The 22,746-nt window shown below is 68.3% G+C and carries 16 protein-coding genes and 1 pseudogene; all 17 read left to right on the top strand.

All coding sequences use genetic code 11. The features are described from left to right. The first annotated feature begins 162 nt into the window (after positions 1 to 162). The 17 genes and pseudogenes from acnB to cobA all read left to right on the top strand — a co-directional run bounded on the left by acnB (position 163) and on the right by cobA (position 22,678). Complete coding sequence (gene acnB, locus PSm6_RS20290; protein ID WP_043246699.1) at positions 163 to 2,763, top strand: bifunctional aconitate hydratase 2/2-methylisocitrate dehydratase; 2,601 nt, start codon at positions 163 to 165, stop codon at positions 2,761 to 2,763. An 855-nt stretch (positions 2,764 to 3,618) separates the two neighbouring features. Next, positions 3,619 to 3,831: a YgdI/YgdR family lipoprotein gene (locus PSm6_RS20285; RefSeq protein WP_184489324.1), complete on the top strand. Its 213-nt coding sequence runs from the start codon at positions 3,619 to 3,621 to the stop codon at positions 3,829 to 3,831. Positions 3,832 to 4,023: 192 nt separating this feature from the next. Further along, positions 4,024 to 5,238 (top strand): CmpA/NrtA family ABC transporter substrate-binding protein, encoded by a 1,215-nt coding sequence (locus PSm6_RS20280; RefSeq protein ID WP_043247201.1) that lies wholly within the window; start codon positions 4,024 to 4,026, stop codon positions 5,236 to 5,238. 15 nt (positions 5,239 to 5,253) lie between these two features. Continuing rightward, complete coding sequence (locus PSm6_RS20275; RefSeq protein ID WP_043247199.1) at positions 5,254 to 5,832, top strand: ANTAR domain-containing response regulator; 579 nt, start codon at positions 5,254 to 5,256, stop codon at positions 5,830 to 5,832. Positions 5,833 to 5,984: 152 nt separating this feature from the next. Then, positions 5,985 to 7,340, top strand: coding sequence for a pyridoxal phosphate-dependent decarboxylase family protein (locus PSm6_RS20270; RefSeq protein ID WP_265168056.1), 1,356 nt, complete (start codon positions 5,985 to 5,987; stop codon positions 7,338 to 7,340). A gap of 193 nt (positions 7,341 to 7,533) precedes the next feature. Continuing rightward, on the top strand, positions 7,534 to 8,637 hold the full coding sequence (locus PSm6_RS20265; RefSeq protein WP_265168055.1) for a polysaccharide lyase family 7 protein: 1,104 nt from the start codon (positions 7,534 to 7,536) through the stop codon (positions 8,635 to 8,637). Positions 8,638 to 9,455: 818 nt separating this feature from the next. Further along, positions 9,456 to 10,685, top strand: a complete 1,230-nt coding sequence (alaC, locus tag PSm6_RS20260) for an alanine transaminase (protein WP_021220300.1) — start codon at positions 9,456 to 9,458, stop codon at positions 10,683 to 10,685. A gap of 117 nt (positions 10,686 to 10,802) precedes the next feature. Further along, entirely contained in the window at positions 10,803 to 11,693 is an 891-nt protein-coding gene (locus PSm6_RS20255; RefSeq protein WP_265168054.1) for an alpha/beta hydrolase, read from the top strand. 13 nt (positions 11,694 to 11,706) lie between these two features. Then, the gene (locus tag PSm6_RS20250) at positions 11,707 to 12,396 is read left to right on the top strand and encodes a helix-turn-helix transcriptional regulator (RefSeq protein ID WP_265168053.1); all 690 of its coding nucleotides are present in this window, start codon (positions 11,707 to 11,709) and stop codon (positions 12,394 to 12,396) included. 87 nt (positions 12,397 to 12,483) lie between these two features. Continuing rightward, positions 12,484 to 12,852, top strand: a complete 369-nt coding sequence (locus PSm6_RS20245; RefSeq protein ID WP_021220303.1) for a VOC family protein — start codon at positions 12,484 to 12,486, stop codon at positions 12,850 to 12,852. 189 nt (positions 12,853 to 13,041) lie between these two features. Beyond that, a complete protein-coding gene (locus PSm6_RS20240) occupies positions 13,042 to 13,728 on the top strand; it encodes a polysaccharide lyase family 7 protein (RefSeq protein ID WP_043247171.1) in 687 nt (228 codons plus the stop codon). 105 nt (positions 13,729 to 13,833) lie between these two features. Next, positions 13,834 to 14,277: a thioesterase family protein gene (locus tag PSm6_RS20235; protein ID WP_021220305.1), complete on the top strand. Its 444-nt coding sequence runs from the start codon at positions 13,834 to 13,836 to the stop codon at positions 14,275 to 14,277. Positions 14,278 to 14,750: 473 nt separating this feature from the next. Next, positions 14,751 to 15,962 carry a NarK family nitrate/nitrite MFS transporter gene (locus tag PSm6_RS20230; RefSeq protein ID WP_021220306.1) on the top strand — a complete coding sequence of 404 codons (1,212 nt, stop codon included), beginning with the start codon at positions 14,751 to 14,753 and terminating at the stop codon, positions 15,960 to 15,962. Between the two features lie 5 nt (positions 15,963 to 15,967). Beyond that, a complete protein-coding gene (locus PSm6_RS20225) occupies positions 15,968 to 17,638 on the top strand; it encodes a bifunctional protein-serine/threonine kinase/phosphatase (RefSeq protein WP_043243293.1) in 1,671 nt (556 codons plus the stop codon). Between the two features lie 264 nt (positions 17,639 to 17,902). Next, positions 17,903 to 19,102: pseudogene (locus PSm6_RS20220) on the top strand (NAD(P)/FAD-dependent oxidoreductase); the annotation flags it as partial. 113 nt (positions 19,103 to 19,215) lie between these two features. Beyond that, positions 19,216 to 21,930 (top strand): nitrate reductase, encoded by a 2,715-nt coding sequence (locus tag PSm6_RS20215; protein WP_043243292.1) that lies wholly within the window; start codon positions 19,216 to 19,218, stop codon positions 21,928 to 21,930. Between the two features lie 10 nt (positions 21,931 to 21,940). Further along, positions 21,941 to 22,678: a uroporphyrinogen-III C-methyltransferase gene (gene cobA, locus PSm6_RS20210; RefSeq protein ID WP_265168052.1), complete on the top strand. Its 738-nt coding sequence runs from the start codon at positions 21,941 to 21,943 to the stop codon at positions 22,676 to 22,678. The last annotated feature ends 68 nt before the right edge of the window (positions 22,679 to 22,746 follow it).

Raw genomic sequence — 22,746 nt, 5'->3', positions numbered from 1 at the left:
CATCAGGCCTTCCTTCCGGCGTAAAACTTTGAAAACAGCTTCTGGATGGAACCAACGAAACCCTGGCCAGGCAGCTCACAAAGCTGCGCGGCGCACGTGTTCGCTGGATTCCTGGATGAGCGTCCCGGACAACTCCTTGGGACCACTGATGAGGGTAAAACTGTGCTTGAAGCCTATCGCAAACACGTACAAGAGCGTGCCGCCCAGGGTATCGTGCCCCAGCCGCTGAACGCCGAACAAACCGCAGGCCTGGTAGAGCTGCTGAAGAACCCGCCGGCCGGCGAAGAAGAATTCCTCGTAGACCTGATCACCAACCGCGTTCCGCCGGGCGTGGACGAAGCGGCCTATGTAAAGGCCGGTTTCCTCTCCGCCGTCGCCAAGGGTGAAGCCAAGTCCCCGCTGATCTCCAAACAGCGCGCCACCGAACTCCTCGGCACCATGCAGGGCGGCTACAACATCGCCACCCTGGTCGAGCTGCTGGATGACGCCGAGCTGGCCGCCACCGCTGCCGAACAGCTCAAGCACACCCTGCTGATGTTCGACGCCTTCCACGACGTAGCCGAGAAAGCCAAGGCTGGCAACGCCCACGCCAAGGCCGTGCTGGAGTCCTGGGCCGCTGGCGAGTGGTTCACCAGCAAGCCCGCCATCGCTGACAAGTACAGCCTGAGCGTGTTCAAGGTCACCGGCGAAACCAACACCGACGACCTGTCCCCGGCTCCCGATGCCTGGTCGCGCCCGGACATCCCGCTGCACGCCCTGGCCATGCTGAAAATGGCCCGTGACGGCATCGTCCCCGAGCAGCAAGGCGCCATCGGCCCGCTGAAGCAGATCGAAGAGATCAAGGCCAAGGGCTTCCCGGTCGCCTACGTCGGTGACGTGGTCGGTACCGGTTCCTCGCGTAAATCCGCCACCAACTCGGTGCTGTGGTTCTTCGGCGACGACATCCCCTACGTGCCTAACAAGCGCGCTGGCGGCTTCTGCTTCGGCTCCAAGATCGCCCCGATCTTCTACAACACCATGGAAGACGCCGGCGCCCTGCCGATCGAGTTCGACGTATCGAACATCAACATGGGCGACGTGATCGACGTCTACCCGCACGCCGGCAAGGTGTGCAAGCACGGCACCGACGATGTCATCACCACCTTCGAACTGAAGACCCCGGTGCTGCTCGACGAAGTCCGCGCTGGCGGCCGTATCCCGCTGATCGTCGGCCGTGGCCTGACCGAGAAAGCCCGTGCCGAACTGGGCCTGGGTTCTTCCGACCTGTTCAAGAAGCCGGAACAGCCCGCCGACAGCGGCAAGGGCTTCACCCTGGCGCAGAAGATGGTCGGCAAGGCGTGCGGCGTAGCCGGCGTTCGCCCGGGCACCTACTGCGAGCCGAAGATGACCACCGTCGGCTCCCAGGACACCACTGGCCCGATGACCCGCGACGAGCTGAAAGACCTGGCGTGCCTGGGCTTCTCCGCCGACCTGGTGATGCAGTCCTTCTGCCACACCGCCGCGTACCCGAAACCCATCGACGTCACCACCCACCACACCCTGCCGGACTTCATCCGCACCCGTGGCGGCGTGTCCCTGCGTCCTGGCGACGGCATCATCCACAGCTGGCTGAACCGCATGCTGCTGCCTGACACCGTCGGCACCGGTGGCGACTCCCACACCCGCTTCCCGATCGGCATCTCCTTCCCGGCCGGTTCCGGCCTGGTGGCCTTCGCCGCCGCCACCGGCGTCATGCCGCTGGACATGCCCGAATCCGTTCTGGTGCGTTTCAAAGGCAAGCTGCAGCCCGGTATCACCCTGCGTGACCTGGTCCATGCGATCCCCTACTACGCCATCCAGAAAGGCCTGCTGACCGTCGAGAAGAAGGGCAAGATCAACGCCTTCTCCGGCCGCATCCTGGAAATCGAAGGCCTGGACGACCTGACCGTCGAGCAAGCGTTCGAGCTGTCCGACGCCTCCGCCGAGCGTTCCGCTGCGGGCTGCACCATCAAGCTGCCGGAAAAGGCCATCGCCGAGTACCTGCAGTCCAACATCACCCTGCTGCGCTGGATGATCGGCGAAGGCTACGGCGATGCCCGCACCATGGAACGTCGCGCCCAAGCGATGGAAGCCTGGCTGGCCAACCCGCAGCTGATGGAAGCCGACAAGGACGCCGAATACGCCGAGATCATCGAGATCGACCTGGCCGACGTGAAAGAGCCGGTTCTCTGCGCTCCGAACGACCCGGACGATGCCCGCCTGCTCTCCACCGTTGCCGGCGACAAGATCGACGAAGTGTTCATCGGTTCCTGCATGACCAACATCGGCCACTTCCGCGCTGCCGGTAAGCTGCTGGACAAGGTCAAGGGCTCGATTCCGACCCGCCTGTGGCTGTCGCCGCCGACCAAGATGGACCAGCACCAACTGACCGAGGAAGGCTACTACGGCATCTACGGCAAGGCCGGCGCGCGCATGGAAATGCCGGGCTGCTCGCTGTGCATGGGTAACCAGGCACGCGTAGCGTCGAACTCCACCGTGGTTTCGACCTCCACCCGTAACTTCCCGAACCGCCTGGGCGATGGTGCCAACGTGTACCTGGCCTCCGCCGAGCTGGCAGCCGTCGCGTCCATCCTGGGCAAGCTGCCGACCGTCGAGGAGTACATGGAATACGCGAAGAGCATCGACAGCATGGCTGCCGACGTTTACCGCTACCTGTCCTTCGACCAGATCGCCGAGTACCGCGAAGCCGCTGCGAACGCCAATATCCCGGTCGTTCAAGCCTAAGCCTCACCGGCCATGAAGAAGCCCCGCCCCGTGCGGGGCTTTTTTATGGGCGCGATTTGCGCCGAACACCACACTCACAAACCCCGTGGGAGCGAATTCATTGGCTCTGTCTGCGCTAGCTGGTGTGGTTTTAATGCAAGCGCTCAAGCACGGCCCTTTCCGGGCGCCCAAGGGTTCGTGCCACCTCCACCGCATGGGTTTCGCTTCGCTCTACACCATCCTACGAAAGCCGCCAGCCGCGGTGTACACCCGCTGGTGATGCGCACATCGATGTGGGGATTCGAGCGAAGAACGTTGGAGCAGCCGCCAAACGCCCCTTTCAGGAGGCCGAGCGAATCGTCGTGAAACGAAGCGAAGCGGAGTAACAGCCGAAGGCTGGCCCGGAGGGTGAGCGAAGCGAGTCAAGGGGTTGAGCGACATGGATGTCGCGAGAGCCGCGATGGGCCAGGGATGGCCCTTCGCGGCGTGCCCTTGGAACGATGATGGAGCGAGGGAAGTCTGGCGAAGCCAGACCCGTATGCAGGGGCAAGCGTTTTTGGTTCCTTTTTTGTGGTTCGGCATCCCGACGACTGAAAAAAGGGACTCGCCCGGGTGGGCGAAACCAAGAGCATCAACAAAACTCGGCAATCAGCTGGGCTCAACTCTTCTAGCAACACTTAACGCAGACATAGCCAATTCATTCGCGAAACGCTTCGCTGCCCCAGGTCCGTCGAACCGAGAACCGAACCGAAGAAACGCCATCTCGCCGAACCGTGCCGCACACCACGAATTCACCCTCTCCCGCCTTGCCAGCCCACCGCCAGCGGCTATGTTCCAAGGAGAAGCGCCCAACCGCTCATTCCAAGGAGTACCACCATGAAGAAGCACTGGATTCTCATCGCCCTCTGCCTGGTCGGCCTGGCCGGCTGCTCCAGCGAATACCTGATCAACACCACCGACGGCCAGATGCTCACCAGCGATGGCAAGCCGCACCTGGATGAAGACACCGGCATGCTCGAGTTCGAAGACAGCGAAGGCCGCAAGCAGCAGATCCCGCAGACCCAGGTGAAACAGATCATCGAACGCTGATCCGCCCCGCTCCACCCGGCCCCCGCTCCGGCGGGGGCTTTGCTTTCCGCCCCTGGCACATCGCTTGCTTTGCCCAAGGCATCAGGCCCGCTCCAACGGCGGAGCGGGCCACCGGACAATGGCGTCGTCATCGGCCATCGCAGCCCGCGATTCGCCGTGGCGACGCCTTTTTGTTGATGGGAAGGCGACAGCATGAGCGACAACCGACTGCACACACGCACCGACAACCTGGCCTGGGTCGCCGGCAGCGACGCACCTGAAAAGAGCACGCTGGACCTCGGCTTCATGGCCCTCACCGACTCCGCCTCGCTGATCGTCGCCGCCACCCAGGGCTTCGCCCAGCCCTATGGGCTCACCCTCAACCTTAAGCGCCAGGCTTCCTGGGCCACCCTGCGCGACAAGCTGCTGTCCGGCGAGCTGGACGCCGCCCAGGCGCTCTACGGCCAGGTCTACGGCATCCACCTGGGCATCGGCGGCACGGCCACCGACATGGCCATCCTCATGGGCCTGTGCCAGAACGGCCAGGCCATCAACCTCTCCGAACCGTTACGGCGCGCCGGCGTGACCACTGCCGAGGCACTGGCCGCCCATGTGCGCCAAGGTGGTGCAAGGCTGACCTTCGCCCAGACCTTCCCCACCGGCACCCACGCCATGTGGCTGGCCTATTGGCTGGCCGCCCAGGGCATCCATCCGCTGCACGACGTCAGCAGCGTTGTGGTGCCGCCTTCGCAGATGGTCGCCCACCTGCAGGCCGCACGTATCGACGGCTTCTGCGCCGGCGGCCCCTGGGGCGCCCTGGCGGTGGACCAGGGCCAGGGCTTCACCCTCGCCACCAGCCAGATGATCTGGCCCGACCACCCGGAGAAGGTCCTCGGCGTCACTGCCGCCTTCGCCGACGCCTACCCGAACACCGCCCGCGCGCTGACCATGGCGGTGCTCGAAGCCAGCCGCTTCATCGAGCAGAGCCTGGAAAACCGCCGCAGCACCGCCCAGTTGATCAGCGGCGCCGAGTACATCGACGCCCCGCTCTCGGCCATCGAGCCACGCTTCCTCGGCCACTACCGCGACGGTCTCGGCAACACCTGGGAAGACGCCCACCCGCTGCGCTTCTTCGACGGCGGCCGGGTCAACCTGCCCTACCTCTCCGACGGCATCTGGTTCATGACCCAATTCCGCCGCTGGGGCCTGCTGCGCGATGACCCGGACTACCTCGGCGTCGCCCGCCAGGTGCAGCGCCTCGACCTCTACCGCCAGGCCGCCGCAGCCCTTGGTATCGAAGCGCCCGCCGAGATGCGCAGCGCCACGCTGATGGACGGCATCACCTGGGATGGCAGCGACCCGGCCGGCTATGCACGCAGCTTCCGCCTGCACGCCCTCGCCGGCACGTCTTCCGCCCTCGCCCTGTAACCGGACGGCCACCCTATGCTGCGTATTCTTCTGATCAACGACACCGCAAAGAAAGTCGGCCGCCTGCGCGCCGCCCTGGTCGAGGCCGGCTTCGAGGTCATCGATGAATCCGGGCTGACCATCGACCTGCCCGCACGGGTCGAAGCCGTGCGCCCCGACGTGGTGCTCATCGACACCGAATCCCCCGGCCGTGACGTCATGGAGCAGGTGGTGCTGGTCAGCCGCGACCAGCCCCGCCCCATCGTCATGTTCACCGACGAGCACGACCCGGGCGTGATGCGCCAGGCCATCCAGGCCGGCGTCAGCGCCTACATAGTCGAGGGCATCCACGCCCAGCGCCTGCAACCCATCCTCGACGTCGCCATGGCCCGCTTCGAAAGCGACCAGGCCCTGCGCGCGCAGCTCAACGCCCGCGAGCAGCAACTGGCCGAACGCAAGCGCGTGGAACTGGCCAAGGGGCTGCTGATGAAGATGAAGAACTGCAACGAGGAAGACGCCTATACGCTGATGCGCCGCCAGGCCATGAGCCGCCAGCAGAAGCTCATCCAGGTCGCCGAGCAGATCATCGCCATGCACGACATGTTGGGGCACTGAGGGGCAACTGTACGGGTGGGAGTTGTAACTGTTCTGCTGTACGGGGCCCGCCGACCGCGACTGTACGGCCATCGCCGGCGTGGCGTGTATCTGCTGGCACGCCGTGGCGACGGCTAAGGTAAGCCCATCGCAGCCACCGCCCGGACACGCCCATGGACACCGAACGCCAGCTCCTCGAAGACGCCGACCGCCGCGCCCTCGCCTACTTCGACGGCATCCCCGGGCGCCGCGTATTTCCCGATGCCGAGGCCATCGCCGCGCTGGCCGGCTTCGACGGCCCCCTGCCCACCCAGGGCCTGCCCGCCCAGCAGGCCCTGCAATTGCTGGACGAGCTGGGCTCCCCCGCCACCACCGCCTCCAACGGTGGGCGCTACTTCGGCTTCGTCATCGGCGCCACCCTGCCCGCCGCCGCCGCGGCCGAGCGTCTGGTGCTGGCCTGGGACCAGTGCGCCTCATCCTTCGACAACTCCCCCGCCGCCGACCGCATCGAAAAGGCCGCCGCGCGCTGGGTGCTGGAAAGCCTCCTCCTGCCCGCCGAAAGCGCCGTCGGCTTCGGCACCAGTGCCACGGCCTGCACCCTCGCCTGCCTCAGCGCTGCGCGCCGTGCCCTGCTCGCACGCAAGGGCTGGGACTTCGACGGCGACGGCCTGATGGGTGCGCCCGAGGTGCGCGTGGTGGTCTCCGCCAGCGTGCACATCACGGTGAAGAAGGCCCTGCGCATCCTCGGCTTCGGCATCAACCGCCTGCTGGTGGCCCCCGTCGACGAGCTGGGCCGTATCGACCCGGCGCAGCTGCCGCCGCTGGACGACATGACCGTGCTCTGCCTGCAGGCCGGCGAGGTCAACGGTGGCGAGTTCGACCCCTTCGCCGAACTCATCCCCCGTGCCCACGCCGCCGGCGGCTGGGTGCATGTGGACGGCGCCTTCGGCCTCTGGGCCCGCGCCAGCTCCGCCGCCGCGCTCACCGAGGGGGTCGAGCGGGCCGACAGCTGGACCACCGATGGCCACAAGTGGCTGAACACCCCCTACGACGGCGCCATGGCCATCTGCCGCGACGCCGAGGCCCTGGCCACGGCGATGAACAGCGACGCCGCCTACGCCAGCGCCTCCCGCGATGCGCAGAAGAACCTCAACCTGGAGTTCTCCCGCCGCGCCCGGGGCGTGCCCATCTGGGCGGCCCTGGCCAGCCTCGGCCGCGACGGCCTGCGCGAGCTGATCGACCGTCACCTGCGCCAGGCCGGCCACCTCGCCGAACGCCTGCGCGGCGCCGGCTACCAGGTGCTCAACCGCGTGGTGCTCAACCAGGTGCTGGTGCGCGCCGACAACGACGAGCAGACCCTGGCCATCCGCCTCGCCGCCCAGGCCTCGGGCGATGTCTGGTTCGGGCCCACCCTGTGGCAGGGGCGCCCGGCCTTCCGCCTCAGTGTTTCCTCGTGGCGCACCACGGATGCCGATATCGAACGCCTCGCCGATCTGCTGGTCCGCCTCAAGGCCGAAACCCGCCCTTGAGCCCTGTGCAATGCCCCGGTGCCAGTACGCCACCGGTCGCCGCCGCAACGCAGCGGCAGAACCTTCCTTGAAGGCGACGAGTCTGTGAAAGGCCTGCCACGCGGCAGGCCCTATACAAGCGCAGGGAAGGCACGTACGCGTCGAAGGAAAGCGGTCTCGAGCGGAGTGCGGCCCGACAACGAGGATGCAAGGCATGCACAGGTTCCAATCGCTCCACTCCACATCCCACCGCCATCGCGGTGCCTATTGGCTCGGCCTGTTCGGCTGCCTGCTGCTCGGCGAAGCCCAGGCCGAGCTCTACAAGGGCGTCGCCCCGGGCGGCAACTTCGCCCTGGAGAACTGGAACATCACCGTGCCACAGGACGCCGAGGGCGGCACCGAGGGCAAGGCCGTCACCGTGCGCCCCGACCAGCTCAGCGGGCCCGACGGCTACCAGTCGCGCTGGTTCCGCACCGACCCGGGCGACGGCTCCCTGAGTTTCTGGACGCCGGTCAACGGCGCTACCGCCGGGGGCTCCAGCAGCCCGCGCTCGGAACTGCGCGAGATGCTCGACCCGAGCAACCTCGGGCTGACCTGGAGCGGTGCCGGTGAATCGGTGCAGGACGCCCTGCTCAAGGTCATGCAGGTGCCCAGCGACGGCCTGGTCATCGTCGGCCAGGTGCACGGCTACGGCAGCGCGCCGCTGATCCTCCTCTACTACCGCTACGACTTCGCCAAGAAGACCGGTCGCGTCATCGCCAAGCTGCAGGGCCTGCCGGAGCAGGGCCTGCCCTATACCAACCACGTGCTGGCCACCGACATCGCCCTGGGCGAAACCTTCAGCTACCAGATGAAGGTCAGCAACAACGTCGCCATGGCCTCGGCCAACGGCGGGGCCGTGGCGACCATGGCGATGGACCCGGCGTGGAACAGCGAAACCTTCTACTTCAAGGCCGGCGCCTACCTGCACATGCACGGCGACAGCGCCACCGAAGGCGCGCGGGTGAAGTTCTACCGCCTGGCCGCCAGCCACCCCAACGACGGCCTCTTCGTCAACAGCCCCGCCGCCCTGCCCAGCGCCCGCGTCGGCCAGGCCTACCAGACCCAGCTCTACAGCACCGGCGGCCTCGGCGGCGCCACCTGGAAACTGGTCAGCGGCCACCCGCCGGCCGGGCTGACCCTGGCTTCCGACGGCCTGGTCAGCGGCACCCCGGAAGCCGGCACCGCCTCCACCACCGCCCACTGGTTCGTGGCCCAGGTGCGTGACGTCAACGGCAGCACCCACCACAAGAAGTTCTCCATCCTCATCTCGCAATAACGCCAGGCAATCGTTGCGGTGGAGCTTGTACCGGCCCACCGCAACAGCGCCCGGGCCGGCACCATGTGCAGGCTGACGCCAGGTGGGAGCGGATTCATCCGCGATGCGCACTGCCCTGTGGCACGCCCATTCGCCCTGAAAGAAAAGGCTCTGTCGGCGTTAGCTGTTGTGGTTTTAATGCAAGCGCTCAAGCACGGCCCTTTCCGGGCGCCCAAGGGTTCGTGCCACCTCCACCGCATGGGTTTCGCTTCGCTCTACACCATCCTACGAAAGCCCGTGCGCACCACGGGCGATGCGCTGGACGAAGAAAGGTGGGGCAGCCGCCAACGCCCCTCCAGGAGGCCGAACGCAGTCGTTGCGCCGGGGAGACGAGCGGCATGGATGCCGCGAGAGGCGCGCCAGGCCATGGATGGCCCATCGCGCCGGCCCCCAGACGACGCTTGCGGCGAACGCACTTCAGTGCGGCCCGAAGGGCGAGCGTAGCGAGTAACGACGATGGAGTGAGGGAACCCCGGCGAAGCCGGGGCTGGATGATGGGGCAAGCGTTTTTGGTTCCTTTTTTGTGGTTCGGCATCCCGACGATTGAAAAAAGGGACTCGCCCGGGTGGGCGAAACCAGAAACATCACCAGAGCTCAGCAATCAGCTGGGCTCAAATCCTCTAGCAACACTTAACGCAGACAGAGCCAAAGAAAACGCCCCGAAACGCCTCGGATTTTTCTCGACAACGCCCCACCGCTGCGCTTATCTTCGCCGCCAGGCCACCCATGTGGCCAACGTCGCTCGGACGGTTCCGGGCGCTTACGTATCCGAGGAAAGCATGGCTGACACGCGTTCTCCGCGCCGTTTCGCGCGCATCGATCGTCTCCCCCCCTACGTCTTCAACATCACCGCCGAACTCAAGATGGCCGCGCGCCGTCGTGGCGAGGACATCATCGACCTGTCCATGGGCAACCCCGATGGGGCCACCCCGCCGCACATCGTCGAGAAGCTGGTGCAGGTCGCCCAGCGCGAAGACACCCACGGATACTCCACCTCCCGCGGTATTCCCCGCCTGCGCCGCGCCATCTCGCGCTGGTACAAGGACCGCTATGACGTGGAGATCGATCCGGAAAGCGAAGCCATCGTCACCATCGGCTCCAAGGAAGGCCTCGCGCACCTGATGCTGGCCACCCTGGACCACGGCGACACGGTGCTGGTGCCCAACCCCAGCTACCCGATCCACATCTACGGCGCGGTGATCGCCGGCGCCCAGGTCCGCTCGGTGCCGCTGGTGCCCGGCGTCGACTTCTTCGCCGAGATGGAGCGCGCCATCCGCGAATCCATCCCCAAGCCGAAGATGATGATCATCGGCTTCCCCTCCAACCCCACCGCACAGTGCGTGGAGCTGGACTTCTTCGAACGCGTGGTGGCCCTGGCAAAGCAGTACGACGTGCTGGTGATCCACGACCTGGCCTATGCCGACATCGTCTACGACGGCTGGAAGGCCCCGTCGATCATGCAGGTGCCCGGCGCCAAGGACATCGCGGTGGAGTTCTTCACCCTGTCCAAGAGCTACAACATGGCCGGCTGGCGCATCGGCTTCATGGTCGGCAACCCCGAGCTGGTCAGCGCCCTGGCGCGGATCAAGAGCTACCACGACTACGGCACCTTCACCCCGCTGCAGGTGGCCGCGATCGCCGCGCTGGAAGGTGACCAGCAGTGCGTGCGCGACATCGCCGAGCAGTACCGCCAGCGCCGCAACATGCTGGTCAAGGGCCTGCACGAGGCGGGCTGGATGGTCGAGAACCCCAAGGCCTCGATGTACATCTGGGCGAAGATCCCCGAGCCCTATGCCCACCTCGGCTCCCTGGAGTTCGCCAAGAAGCTGCTGGCCGAGGCCAAGGTCTGCGTCTCCCCGGGCATCGGCTTCGGCGAGTACGGCGACGACCATGTGCGCTTCGCCCTGATCGAGAACCAGGACCGCATCCGCCAGGCCATCCGTGGCATCAAGGCGATGTTCCGCGCCGACGGGCTGATCCAGCCAGGCAAGGCCCGCAAGGCCGAGTGACACAGGCAACGGCGCCCCAGGGGCGCCGTTTTCATTTCCCGCGCAGGGGTTCGTGCCCCGGTGGCGTATCAAGGCTGTACCGGGCGCCGTCCCGGCCCATCAGCGAAGGACCCAACGATGAAGCCCAGCCGCCTGCTGTTCCTCTGCGCCGCCCTGCTCGGTGCCCTGACGCTGCAGACCGCCAGCGCCGGCCTGCTCCAGGAGCGCCGCGAAGCCCGCCAGCTCGACGACGCCGGCATCCGCGTGCAACGGGATGTCGCCTACGGCAACGATGAGCGCCAGCGCTTCGACGTCTACCAGCCCAAGGTCGCGCCGCGCGTGCCCGCCCCGGTGATCTTCATGGTCCACGGCGGTGGCTGGGCCAACGGCGACAAGGACAACGGCAGCGTCGCCCTGAACAAGGCCCTGCGCTGGGTGCCCCAGGGCGTGGTGCTGGTCTCCGCCAACTACCGCATGCTCCCCGACACCCCGCCGCTGGCCCAGGCCGACGACGTGGCCCGCGCCCTGGCCCAGGCCCAGCAACTGGCCAGCGGCTGGCAGGCCGACCCGGCGCGCTTCGTGCTGATGGGTCACTCCGCCGGCGCCCACTTGGTGGCGCTGATCGACGCCGCGCCGGAGATCGCCGCCCAGCAGGGCGCGCGCCCGTGGATCGGCACCGTGGCGCTGGACAGCGCCGCCTTCAACGTCGAGACGGTGATGCGCGGCCCGCACCTGAAGCTCTATGACCGCGCCTTCGGCGACGACCCCGCCACCTGGCGCGCCGCCTCCCCCACCCTGCGCCTGGAACGGGCCGGCGCGCCGCTGCTGGCGGTGTGCTCCACCCGTCGCGACGACGCCTGCCCCCAGGCCCGTGGCTTCGCCGCCAAGGGCCGCGACCTGGGCAAGCGCGTGGAAGTGATGGGTGTGGACATGTCGCACCGGCAGATCAACCACGAACTCGGCCAGGACAATGGCTACACCGCCGACGTCGAACGCTTCCTGCGCAGCGTCGGCCTGCTGCGTCTCTGAGCCGGTTAGCACCATGTCCCGAAGCCAGCGCCTGCTCGACCTGCTGCAGATCCTCCGCCGTCACCGCTACCCCGTCGCCGGGCACGCCCTGGCCAGTGAGCTGGGCATCAGCCTGCGCACCCTCTACCGCGACATCGCCACCCTGCAGCAACAGGGCGCCAACATCGAAGGAGGCGCCGGGCTGGGCTACGTGCTGCGGCCCGGCTTCGAGCTGCCGCCGCTGATGTTCTCCCTGGGCGAGATCGAGGCCCTGGTGCTCGGCATGCGCTGGGTCGCCCGCCGGGGCGACCGCCAACTGATGGGTGCCGCGCGTGATGTGCTGGCCAAGGTTGGCGCGGTGCTGCCCCCGGCCCTGCGTGAGGAACTGGAGACCAGCACCCTGCTGATCGGCCCGGCACCGGCCAGCGAAATCCCCGATGCACTGCTGCAGCAGGTACGCGAGGTCATCCGCCTCGAGCACCGCGTGCAACTCGATTACCGCGATGCCGAGGGCCAGGCGTCGCAACGGGTGGTCTGGCCGTTCGCCCTGGGCTACTTCGAGCAGACCCGGGTGCTGGCCGCCTGGTGCGAGCTGCGCCAGGGCATGCGCCACTTCCGCCTGGACCGGGTGGACGAGCTGCTCGACCTGGGCCGGCGCTACCCACGGCGGCGCCAGGTGCTGCTGCGAGATTGGCGCGCGCTGCATGGCATCGCCGAGCAGTGAAGCTGCTGCCAGAAACTGACAGGGGGTGGGCCTAGCCTGCGCGTATCGAGTGACGACACCCGTCGCTCCGCAACGGAGACCCATCCGATGATCGCCCCCAACCTGCTCAACCTGTACGTCGACGACATCGAGCGCAGCACCGCCTTCTACCGCCGCCTGCTGGGCCGCGAAACCACAGCCCAGGCCCCGGGCTTCGCCCTGTTCCTCTTCGACAACGGCTTCAAGCTCGGCCTCTGGGTCCGCGGCGCCGTGAAGCCGGCCACCACCGTCCCCGGCGGTGGCGACGAGCTGTGCTTCGTGGTCGAGCACGACGACGAGGTGCGTCGCCTGCACCAGCTCTGGCACGAGCAGGCCGTGGAGATCATCCAGGAGCCGGTGAACCTCGACTTCGGCTACACCTTCAGCGGCGTCGACCCGGACGGCCACCGCCTGCGTGTCTACCGCCTGGCGCAGTGAGGGCTGCCGGCCGCCTGCCACGGGGAAGGCGGCCACGGGCCGGGCGGCCGCACACCGCCCGGCTGCTGGCACCGTGCTGCCTCACTGGCCCGCGACGATGCAGTTCGTCGCCTAACTGGAACCTCGCTGAACTTCCGGGATCGTGCCGGTCCCAACAGGGGCTTATTCCCCCGGCCTCAAGGACAGCCCGTGATCGATCTCAGCACCTGGAAACTCGACATCCCCGCCCACCAATCCGCCACGCTCATCACCACCCAGCGCCTCAACAACGGCTATGAAAGCCAGTACTTCCGCCACAACAACGACGGCAGCGTGACCTTCTGGGTGCCCGTCACCGGCAGCACCAGCGAAGACGCCCGCTACCCCCGCAGCGAGCTGCGCGAGACCCAGGCCGACGGCACCCTGAGCTACTGGAACTACCAGAGCGCCGACAATTACCTGAGCGCGGTGCTTTCGGTGCAGCAGGTGCCAAGCAAGAACAAGATCATCATCGGGCAGATCCACAGCAAGGACGAAGCCGGCAGCGAGAACGACCCGCTGCTGAAGCTGCAGTACCACTACAAGGACGGCACCGGCCGCCTCGAGGCCCTGCTGCGCAAGCGCCCCGGCGACAAGGAGGTGGAGAACATCCTGCTGGCCGAGAATGTCGACCTGGGCGAGCGCTTCGGCTACGACCTGCGCCTCACCCCCAGCGGGCGCCTGGGCATCACCGTCACCAGCAAGGGCGACGACGGTGGCCTGTTCCGCCAACTGAGCGGCTACTGGGGCAACCAGCAGCTCTACTTCAAGGCCGGGGCCTATATCCAGGACAACCGCGGGCCGAGCAACGAAGGCGGCCGGGTGACCTTCTACTGGCTCAACGGCCTGCACCGCTAAGCCTCATTCAGTCGGCGAATGGCCACATAGCGGCGGCGGCGCGGGTAGAATCCGCCCGCCGTTGCCACGGCCCCTTCCCTACCGACGTACGAGGTTTGCACCCCGATGGCCCGCCTGACCCTGAACTTCCCCGAAGACCAGTTCTGCTACTCCACCCACCTGACCGTGCGGGTCACCGACATCAATGGCGCCAACCACCTGGGCAACGACTCGATGATCTCGATGATCTCCGAGGCCCGCGCGCGCTTCCTCTTCGACTTCGGCATCACCGAGACCGAGGGCGACGGCACCGGCATCATCGTCACCGACCTGGCCACCACCTACCGCGCCGAGGCCCATGCCCGCGACCAACTGCTGTTCGAGGTGGGCGTGATGGACTTCAACCGCTACGGCGGCGACATCACCTTCCGCATCACCCGCCCGGCCGACGGCAAGCTGGTGGCCATGGCCAAGTCCGGCTTCGTGTTCTTCGACTACCACGCGTCGAAGGTGGTGGAGATGCCGGAGAAGTTCCGCAGCACCTTCCCCAAGGTCAACTGGCTGGACTGAACCCGCCCCCGCAGCTCCGCCCCGGTGCACGGGCGCGACAGCGCGCCCCCTTTTGCACCGGCGCCAGCCCCCGGCCACGCCGGCCGGCCCACTGCCAAACGCCTCTCTCGCACCGGCCGAAGCCAGGCAAATCAGGCACTTGCCCCGTCCGGCGGCATCGGTCTCGCTCCTTGGCCCGTCTCTTGCTCCACCCCCTCCACAGGTAGCCAACGGCGGTTGCCCGACTGAACGACAAAGGCGTCGCGTCACTGCGCAGAAATGCAGCCAGTGCGCGGCGCTTTTTTCGTTCCGGCCCCAGCGATGGGGCGGCTGGCGTGCCGTGATCCGGGCGCCCGCATGCGACCCACCCTACCCAGCCACGGCCAAGGCCGTGGCACGCAGCGCCACGAGCGCGACGTGTTCCGGGAGGGTGCGACCGCCGGGGCTGTCCCGCGGCGCGCCCTCCCGGCCCCCTGACGCAGATGAGGTGTTCGATGACTACGAGTTTCTGGAAGGCCGGCCACGCCCCCACCCTGTTCGCCGCATTTCTCTATTTCGACCTGAGCTTCATGGTCTGGTACGTGCTCGGCCCGCTGGGCGTGCAGATCGCCGCTGACCTGCAGCTGACCACCCAGCAACGCGCCATGATGGTCGCCACGCCCATCCTCGCCGGTGCCGTGCTGCGCTTCCTGCTGGGCCTGCTGGCCGACCGCACGTCACCGAAATCCGCCGGGCTGTTCGGCCAGGTGGTGGTGATCGCCGCGCTGTTCACCGCCTGGCAACTGGGCATCCACAACTACGAGCAGGCGCTGCTGCTGGGCCTGTTCCTCGGCTTCGCCGGGGCCTCCTTCGCCGTGGCCCTGCCGCTGGCCTCGCAGTGGTACCCGCCGCAGCACCAGGGCAAGGCGCTGGGCATCGCCGGGGCCGGTAACTCCGGCACCGTGCTGGCGGCGCTGTTCGCCCCAGGGCTGGCCGCGCTGTTCGGCTGGAACAACGTGTTCGGCCTGGCGCTGATCCCGCTGGTGCTGACCCTGGCGATCTTCGCCCTGGCCGCGCGTAATGCCCCCAACCGCCCGGCGCCGAAATCCCTCGCCGACTACATGAAGGCCCTGGGTGACCGCGACAGCTGGTGGTTCATGTTCTTCTACAGCGTCACCTTCGGCGGCTTCCTCGGCCTGGCCAGCACCCTGCCCGGCTACTTCCACGACCAATACGGCCTGGAGCCGGTGACTGCCGGCTACTACACCGCCGCCTGCGTCTTCGCCGGCAGCCTGATGCGCCCCCTGGGCGGCGCCTTCGCCGACCGCATCGGCGGCATCCGCACCCTGCTGGTGGTCTACACCGTGGCCGCCATCTGCATCGCCGCCGTGGGCTTCCACATCTCAAGCGCCACCGCTGCCCTGGCCCTGTTCGTGGTGGCCATGCTCAGCCTCGGCGCCGGCAATGGCGCGGTGTTCCAGCTGGTGCCGCAGCGCTTCCACAAGGAAATGGGTGTGATGACCGGGCTCATCGGCATGGCTGGCGGCATCGGCGGCTTCTGCCTCACCGCAGGCCTGGGCGCCATCAAGCAGCACACCGGCGACTACCAGCTGGGCCTGTGGCTGTTCGCCAGCCTCGGCGTGCTGGCCTGGTTCGGCCTCTACGGCGTGAAGCTGCGCTGGCGCACCACCTGGGGCTCAGCGGCCGTCACCGCGGCGCGCGTCTGAGCGCCATGGGGCTGCAACTGAGCTTCGGCGAGGCCAGCGCCATCGGCCCGCGCAGCGAGAACCAGGACGCCCTGCGGGTGGTGACGCCCGCACCGGCCCTGGCCGCCAGCAAGGGCTACCTGTTCGCCCTGGCCGATGGCGTCAGCCAATGCGCCGACGGCGGCCTGGCCGCGCGTGCCACCCTGCAGGCACTGGCGCTGGACTACTACGCCACGCCGGAAACCTGGGCGGTGGCGCAATCCCTCGACCGCCTGCTGCTGGCCCACAACCGCTGGCTGCAGGCCAACGGCGGCGGCCAGCCGCTGCTGACCACCCTCACCGCACTGGTGCTGCGCGGCCGCCGCTTCACCCTCGCCCATGTCGGCGACTGCCGCGCCTACCGCTGGCGCGGCGAGCAGCTCGACCGCCTCAGCGAGGACCACGTCTGGGACCAGCCCGGCATGCAGCACGTGCTCAAGCGCGCGCTGGGGCTGGACCAGCACCTGGTGGTGGATTACCTGGATGGCGAGCTGCAGGAGGACGAGCACTTCCTCCTGGTCAGCGATGGCATCTGGGCGGTGCTGGGCGATGCCGGCATCCTGCGCATCCTCCAGGACGAACCCGAGCCCGAGGCGGCCAGCCGCGCCCTGGTCGCCGCCGCGCACCTGGCCGGCGGCCAGGACAACGCCAGCGCGCTGCTGGTGCGGGTCGACGGCCTGCCCCCCAGCGGCCTGGCCGATGCCCTGGCGCAACTGGAGGATTGGCCGCTGCCGCCGGAGCTGCGCCCGGGCCAGCTGTTCGAGGGCTGGTGGGTGCAGGGGCTGCTGGCCGAGTCGCGCCAGTCGCTGCTCTACCGCGTGCTCGACGACGCCGGCCAGCCCTGGCTGCTGAAGACACTGCCGCCCGCGCGCCACGACGAACCCGCCGCCGGGCCGGCGCTGCTGCAGGAAGAATGGTTCCTGCGGCGCGTGGCCGGGCGCCACTTCGCCGAGGTGCACCCACTGCCGCAGCGCCAGCACCTGTACTACCTGCAGCGCGAGTACCCGGGGCAGACCCTGGCCGAACGGCTGCGCCAGGCCGGGCCGCTGGCGCTGACCGAGTGGCTGGACCTCGCCCCGCGCCTGGTCAGGGCCCTGGGCATGCTGCACCGGCGCAACATCCTGCACCGCGACATCAAGCCGGAGAACCTGCTGCTCGGCGAGGACGGCGAGCTGCGCCTGCTGGACTTCGGCCTGGCCTATTGTCCGGGCCTGTCCCAGGACGAGGCCCACAGCCTGCCGGGCACGCCCAGCTACATCGCCCCCGAGGCCTTCGACGGGGCGCAACCGTCCGCGCAGCAGGATATCTACGGGGCGGGCGTCACCCTCTACCGGCTGCTCACCGGGCATTACCCCTTCGGCGAGATCGAGGCCTTCCAGCACCCGCGCTTCGGCACGCCGACGCCCGCCAGCCGCTACCGCCCGGACCTGCCCGCCTGGCTCGACGAATGCCTCGGCCGCGCCCTGGCCAGCGACCCCGGGCAACGCTTCGAGACGGCTGAGGAATGGCTGCTGGCCCTGGAACAGGGCGAGCGCAAGGCGCTGGCGAGCAAGCCGCGCCCACTGCTGGAGCGCGAGCCGCTGAAGGTCTGGCGCGGCATCGCCCTGCTGTCGTTGCTGGCCAACCTGGCGCTGCTGGTGCTCTGCCTGCACGGCTGACGCACCGATGCCGGGCAAGCCGCCCCGAAGCGGTGCAGAAGAGCCTCCGGCGTGCCTCGCAAAGGCCCGCCGGAGCCACGGAAAGCGGGGCCAGGCGGAGTTGGCACAAGCCCTGCAATGGGCTCCATCACAATCTACAAAAAGCGCCCACCTCAACGTAGAGATGGCACTTTCCCGATAGAACGGGACTTGGACAAAGGCGTCCTGCTGGCAACAGCGGGACGCCTTTTTTGTTTGCCCGGAATTCATGCAGGAGCCTCGCCCATGAACAGACCCAGGCTGGTGATGATCGGCAACGGCATGGCCGGAGTGCGCACCCTGGAAGAGCTGCTCAAGCTCGCCCCGGATCTCTACGACATCACGGTGTTCGGCGCCGAGCCGCACCCCAACTACAACCGCATCATGCTGTCGCCGGTGCTGGCCGGTGAGCAGGCCTTCGAGGACATCGTCCTCAACGACCTGGAGTGGTACGCCGGGCACGGCATCCGCCTGCTGCTCAACCGCAGCGTGGTGAAGATCGACCGGCGCCGCCGCCTGGTGATCGCCGACGACGGCACCGAGGCCGCCTACGATCGCCTGGTGATCGCCACCGGCTCCTCGCCCTTCATCCTGCCGGTGCCGGGCAACCGCCTGCAGGGCGTGATCGGCTACCGCGACATCGCCGATACCCGGCAGATGATCGACACCGCCCGCAGCCACAGTCACGCGGTGGTGATCGGCGGCGGCCTGCTCGGCCTGGAGGCAGCCAACGGCCTGCGCCAGCGCGGCATGCAGGTGACCGTGGTGCACCTCGCCGACTGGCTGCTGGACCGCCAGCTGGACCGCACCGCCGGGCAGCTGCTGCAGGAAGCGCTGGAGGCTCGCGGCATCCGCTTCCGCATGGGCACCCACACCGAGGAGCTGCTGGACAACGGCGAGGGCCGGGTCTGCGCGGTGCAGTTCCAGGGCGGCGAGGTGATCGCCGCCGACCTGGTGGTGATGGCCGCCGGCATCCGCCCCAACGTCGCCCTGGCCGAGCGCGCCGGCCTGCCTTGCAACCGCGGCATCCTGGTCAGCGACACCCTGCAGACCAACGACCCACGCATCTACGCCATCGGTGAATGCGCCAGCCACCGCGGCATCGCCTACGGCCTGGTGGCACCGCTGTTCGACCAGGCCGGCGTCTGCGCCAACCACCTGGCCCAGCTCGGCTTCGCCCGCTACCAGGGCTCAGTGGTCTCCACCAAGCTCAAGGTCACCGGCATCGACCTGTTCTCCGCCGGCGACTTCATGGGCGGCGAAGGCACCGAAAGCATCACCCTTTCCGACCCCATCGACGGCATCTACAAGAAGCTGGTGATCAAGGACGGCGTGCTGGTGGGTGCCTGCCTGTTCGGCGACACCGCCGACGGCGGCTGGTACTTCCGCCAGGTGCAGGCACGCACCGACATCCGCCACCTGCGTGATCGCCTGATTTTCGGCGAGGCCCTGGCAGCCGAGAGTACCGAGCCAGCGGCCGAACCGCGTTGCGCCGAGCCGGCGCGCATTCCCGTGCGCCTGCTGCAGAGCGCCTGATCCCCTTTACAGGAACCTTCGTCATGAGCCGGACCACCGCCTCCACCTGCTGCTACTGCGGCGTCGGCTGCGGCGTGCTGATCGAGCACGACGACGCGCGCATCCTCGGTGTCGCCGGTGACCCGGCGCACCCGGCCAACTTCGGCCGCCTGTGCAGCAAGGGCTCCACCCTGCACCTGACCGGCGACATCCAGGCCCGCGCGCTGTACCCGGAACTGCGCCTGGGCAAGGACCTGGCACGCAGCCGCACAGACTGGGACAGCGCCCTGGACCACGCCGCCGCGCGCTTCGCCGAAACCATCGCCGAGCACGGGCCGGACAGCGTCGCCTTCTATGTCTCGGGCCAGTTGCTGACCGAGGACTACTACGCCTTCAACAAGCTGGCCCGCGCCCTGGTGGGCACCCACAACATCGACAGCAATTCGCGGCTGTGCATGTCCTCCGCCGTGGTCGGCTACAAGCGCAGCCTGGGTGCCGACGCGCCGCCCTGCTCCTACGAGGACATCGAGCAGAGCGACTGCGTGCTGATCGCCGGCAGCAACATGGCCTTCGCCCACCCGGTGCTGTTCCGCCGCCTGGAAGAGGCCAAGGCCAAGCGCCCGGACATGCGCCTGATCGTGGTCGACCCGCGCCGCACCGACACCTGCGAGCTGGCCGACCTGCACCTGGCGATCACCCCGGGCAGCGACGTGGCGCTGTTCCACGGCATCCTCCACATCCTGCTCTGGGAGGGCTGGGTGGACCGGCGCTTCATCGAGCGCCACACCGAAGGCTTCGATGCGCTCAAGGAGCGCGTGCGCGACTTCGGCCCGGCGCGGGTGGCCGAGCTGTGCGGCATCGACAGCGCCGACCTGCTGCGCTGCGCCGAGTGGATCGGCCGCACGCCGAGCTTTCTCTCGCTCTGGTGCATGGGCCTGAACCAGTCCAGCGCCGGCAGCGCCAAGAACAGCGCACTGATCAACCTGCACCTGGCCACCGGGCAGATCGGCCGCGTCGGCGCCGGGCCCTTCTCCCTCACCGGCCAGCCCAACGCCATGGGTGGCCGCGAAACCGGCAGCCTGTCGAACCTGCTGCCGGGCCATCGCGAGGCGGGCAATGCCGAGCACCGCGCCGAGGTGGCGGCCTACTGGGGCGTCGAGCGCCTGCCGGAAACACCGGGGCTGTCGGCCATCGACCTGTTCGACGCCGTGGGCGACGGGCGCATCAAGGCGCTGTGGATCGTCTGCACCAACCCGGCCCAGTCCCTCCCCGACCAGCAGCGGGTGCACGCGGCACTGGCTGCTTGCCCCTTCGTGGTCGTGCAGGAAGCCTTCTTCACCACCGAGACCTGCCGCCACGCCGACCTGCTGCTGCCCGCTGCCAGCTGGGGCGAGAAGGAAGGCACCGTGACCAACTCCGAGCGGCGCATCAGCCATGTGCGCCCGGCCGTGCCGGCACCGGGCGAGGCGCGCCCGGACTGGGCCATGGCCTGCGACTTCGCCCGGCGCCTGGAACACCACCTGCGCCCCGGCCAGCCCAGCCTGTTCGACTTCGACAGCCCCGAAGCACTGTTCGAGGAGTACAAGCCGCTCACCGCCGGCCGCGACCTGGACCTGACCGGCATCCGCTACGGCCTGATCGACACCCAGGGTCCGCAGCAATGGCCCTACCCCGCCGGCGCCCGGCAAGGCACCGCGCGCCTCTATGGCGACGGCCGCTTTCCCACACCGAGCGGTCGTGCACAGTTCGTCGCCGACCCTTACCTCGCCCCCCAGGAGCGTCGCGAACTGCGCTACCCATTGACCCTGAACACGGGACGCCTACGCGACCAGTGGCATGGTATGAGCCGCACCGGCACCGCGGCCCAGTTGTTCGGCCACGTGGAGCAGGCGCAACTGGGGCTGCACCCCGTGGAGATGCGCCGCCGCCAGCTCGAGGATGGTGATCTGGTGCGGGTGAGGAGCCGTCGCGGCGAGCTGGTGGTGCCGGTCATGGGCGACGAGGCCCTGCGCCCCGGCCAGGCCTTCCTGCCCATGCACTGGGGCGATCGCTTCCTCAAGGGGCTGGGCGTCAACGTGCTGACCACGCCGGCCTACGATCCGCTCTCGAAACAACCGGAACTCAAGCATGCGGGCGTGGAGGTGGAGCGGGTGGAGCTGCCCTGGCAGCTCTTCGTGCTGGTGGAGGGCGATGTGCAGGCGCGCTTCGAAGCCCTCCGACCGCTGTGCGAGGCCTTCACCTACGCAAACCTGGCCCTGGTCGGGCGTGAGCGCCCTGCCCTGGTGCTGCGCGCGGCCCACGGGCAGGCACCGGATACGGAGCTACTGGCGCATATAGACCGCCTGCTGCAACTGGATCAGGGGCCGGTGATGAGCTACGACGACCCGCAGCGCGCGGTGGGCAAGCGCGTGCGTATCGAGCAGGGGCGCATCACTGCGCTGCGCCTGGCGGGCGAAACCGCCGCATGGGGCTGGCTGAAGAGCCTGTGGCAGGAAGGCCGCGTGGACACGGAACTGCGGCGCTGGCTGCTGGCTCCCCTGAGCGCACCGCCGGGTGCCAGTGCGGCGGCCGGCGCCAATCGCACTCTGTGCAACTGCATGAACGTCAGCCTGCAAGCCGTGCAGGCGGGCATCGCCCAGGGGCTGGACCTGGCGGGGCTGAAAGAAGCATTGGGGTGCGGCACGCGTTGCGGCTCCTGCGTACCGGAAATCAAGAGAATGCTGGCGGCGCCACCGGTGCCGACCGCAGTGAATGCCTGAGGAGAAGCCCATGAATGGCAAGGTCTGGCTGGTGGGTGCGGGGCCCGGTGACCCGGAGCTGCTGACGCTGAAAGCAGTACGGGTGCTCAACGGCGCCGAGGTGGTGATGATCGACGACCTGGTCAACCCGGCGGTGCTGGAGCACTGCCCGGGCGCCCGGGTGATCCGAGTCGGCAAACGCGGGGGCTGCCGCTCGACGCCCCAGGCCTTCATCCATCGCCTGATGCTGCGCTACGCACGCCAGGGCAAGCGCGTGGTACGCCTCAAGGGCGGCGACCCGTGCATCTTCGGCCGGGGTGGCGAGGAGGCGCAGTGGCTGGCCGAGCGTGGGGTGGAGAGCGAACTGGTCAACGGCATCACCGCCGGGCTGGCGGGTGCCACCCAGTGCGGCATCCCCCTGACCCTGCGCGGCATCAGCCGGGGCGTCACCCTGGTCACCGCCCACACCCAGGACGACAGCGCACCCGAGTGGCAGGCCCTGGCCCGCAGCGGCACCACGCTGGTGGTGTACATGGGCGTGGCGCGCCTGGCGGCGGTCCGTGAAGGCCTGCTGGCCGGCGGCATGGCGGCGGACATGCCGGTGGCGATGATCGAGAACACCTCCCTGCCCTATCAACGCGAATGCCGCAGCACGCTGGCACAGATGCAGGCCGACGCCAGCGACTTCCAGCTGAAGAGCCCAGCGATCCTGGTGATCGGTGAGGTGGCGGGCGAGGCCGTAGCGATGGCCGAAGCGTTGAGTGCCTGATCGGGCGGCATTCCACGGCTCGGCATCGCAATGTTGGGTTTCGTACCTCTACCCAACCTACGGTGCGG

The sequence above is a fragment of the Pseudomonas solani genome (assembly GCF_026072635.1).
Taxonomy (GTDB): domain Bacteria; phylum Pseudomonadota; class Gammaproteobacteria; order Pseudomonadales; family Pseudomonadaceae; genus Metapseudomonas; species Metapseudomonas solani.
This window is presented reverse-complemented; position numbering and strand designations above follow the sequence as displayed.

Excerpts from the sequence above, each read along its gene's own strand:
- PSm6_RS20285 (WP_184489324.1), top strand. The coding sequence starts at position 3,619 with ATGAAGAAGCACTGGATTCTCATCGCCCTCTGCCTGGTCGGCCTGGCC.
- PSm6_RS20280 (WP_043247201.1), top strand. The coding sequence starts at position 4,024 with ATGAGCGACAACCGACTGCACACACGCACCGACAACCTGGCCTGGGTC.
- PSm6_RS20275 (WP_043247199.1), top strand. The coding sequence starts at position 5,254 with ATGCTGCGTATTCTTCTGATCAACGACACCGCAAAGAAAGTCGGCCGC.
- PSm6_RS20270 (WP_265168056.1), top strand. The coding sequence starts at position 5,985 with ATGGACACCGAACGCCAGCTCCTCGAAGACGCCGACCGCCGCGCCCTC.
- PSm6_RS20265 (WP_265168055.1), top strand. The coding sequence starts at position 7,534 with ATGCACAGGTTCCAATCGCTCCACTCCACATCCCACCGCCATCGCGGT.
- alaC (WP_021220300.1), top strand. The coding sequence starts at position 9,456 with ATGGCTGACACGCGTTCTCCGCGCCGTTTCGCGCGCATCGATCGTCTC.
- PSm6_RS20255 (WP_265168054.1), top strand. The coding sequence starts at position 10,803 with ATGAAGCCCAGCCGCCTGCTGTTCCTCTGCGCCGCCCTGCTCGGTGCC.
- PSm6_RS20250 (WP_265168053.1), top strand. The coding sequence starts at position 11,707 with ATGTCCCGAAGCCAGCGCCTGCTCGACCTGCTGCAGATCCTCCGCCGT.
- PSm6_RS20245 (WP_021220303.1), top strand. The coding sequence starts at position 12,484 with ATGATCGCCCCCAACCTGCTCAACCTGTACGTCGACGACATCGAGCGC.
- PSm6_RS20235 (WP_021220305.1), top strand. The coding sequence starts at position 13,834 with ATGGCCCGCCTGACCCTGAACTTCCCCGAAGACCAGTTCTGCTACTCC.
- PSm6_RS20230 (WP_021220306.1), top strand. The coding sequence starts at position 14,751 with ATGACTACGAGTTTCTGGAAGGCCGGCCACGCCCCCACCCTGTTCGCC.
- PSm6_RS20225 (WP_043243293.1), top strand. The coding sequence starts at position 15,968 with ATGGGGCTGCAACTGAGCTTCGGCGAGGCCAGCGCCATCGGCCCGCGC.
- PSm6_RS20215 (WP_043243292.1), top strand. The coding sequence starts at position 19,216 with ATGAGCCGGACCACCGCCTCCACCTGCTGCTACTGCGGCGTCGGCTGC.
- cobA (WP_265168052.1), top strand. The coding sequence starts at position 21,941 with ATGAATGGCAAGGTCTGGCTGGTGGGTGCGGGGCCCGGTGACCCGGAG.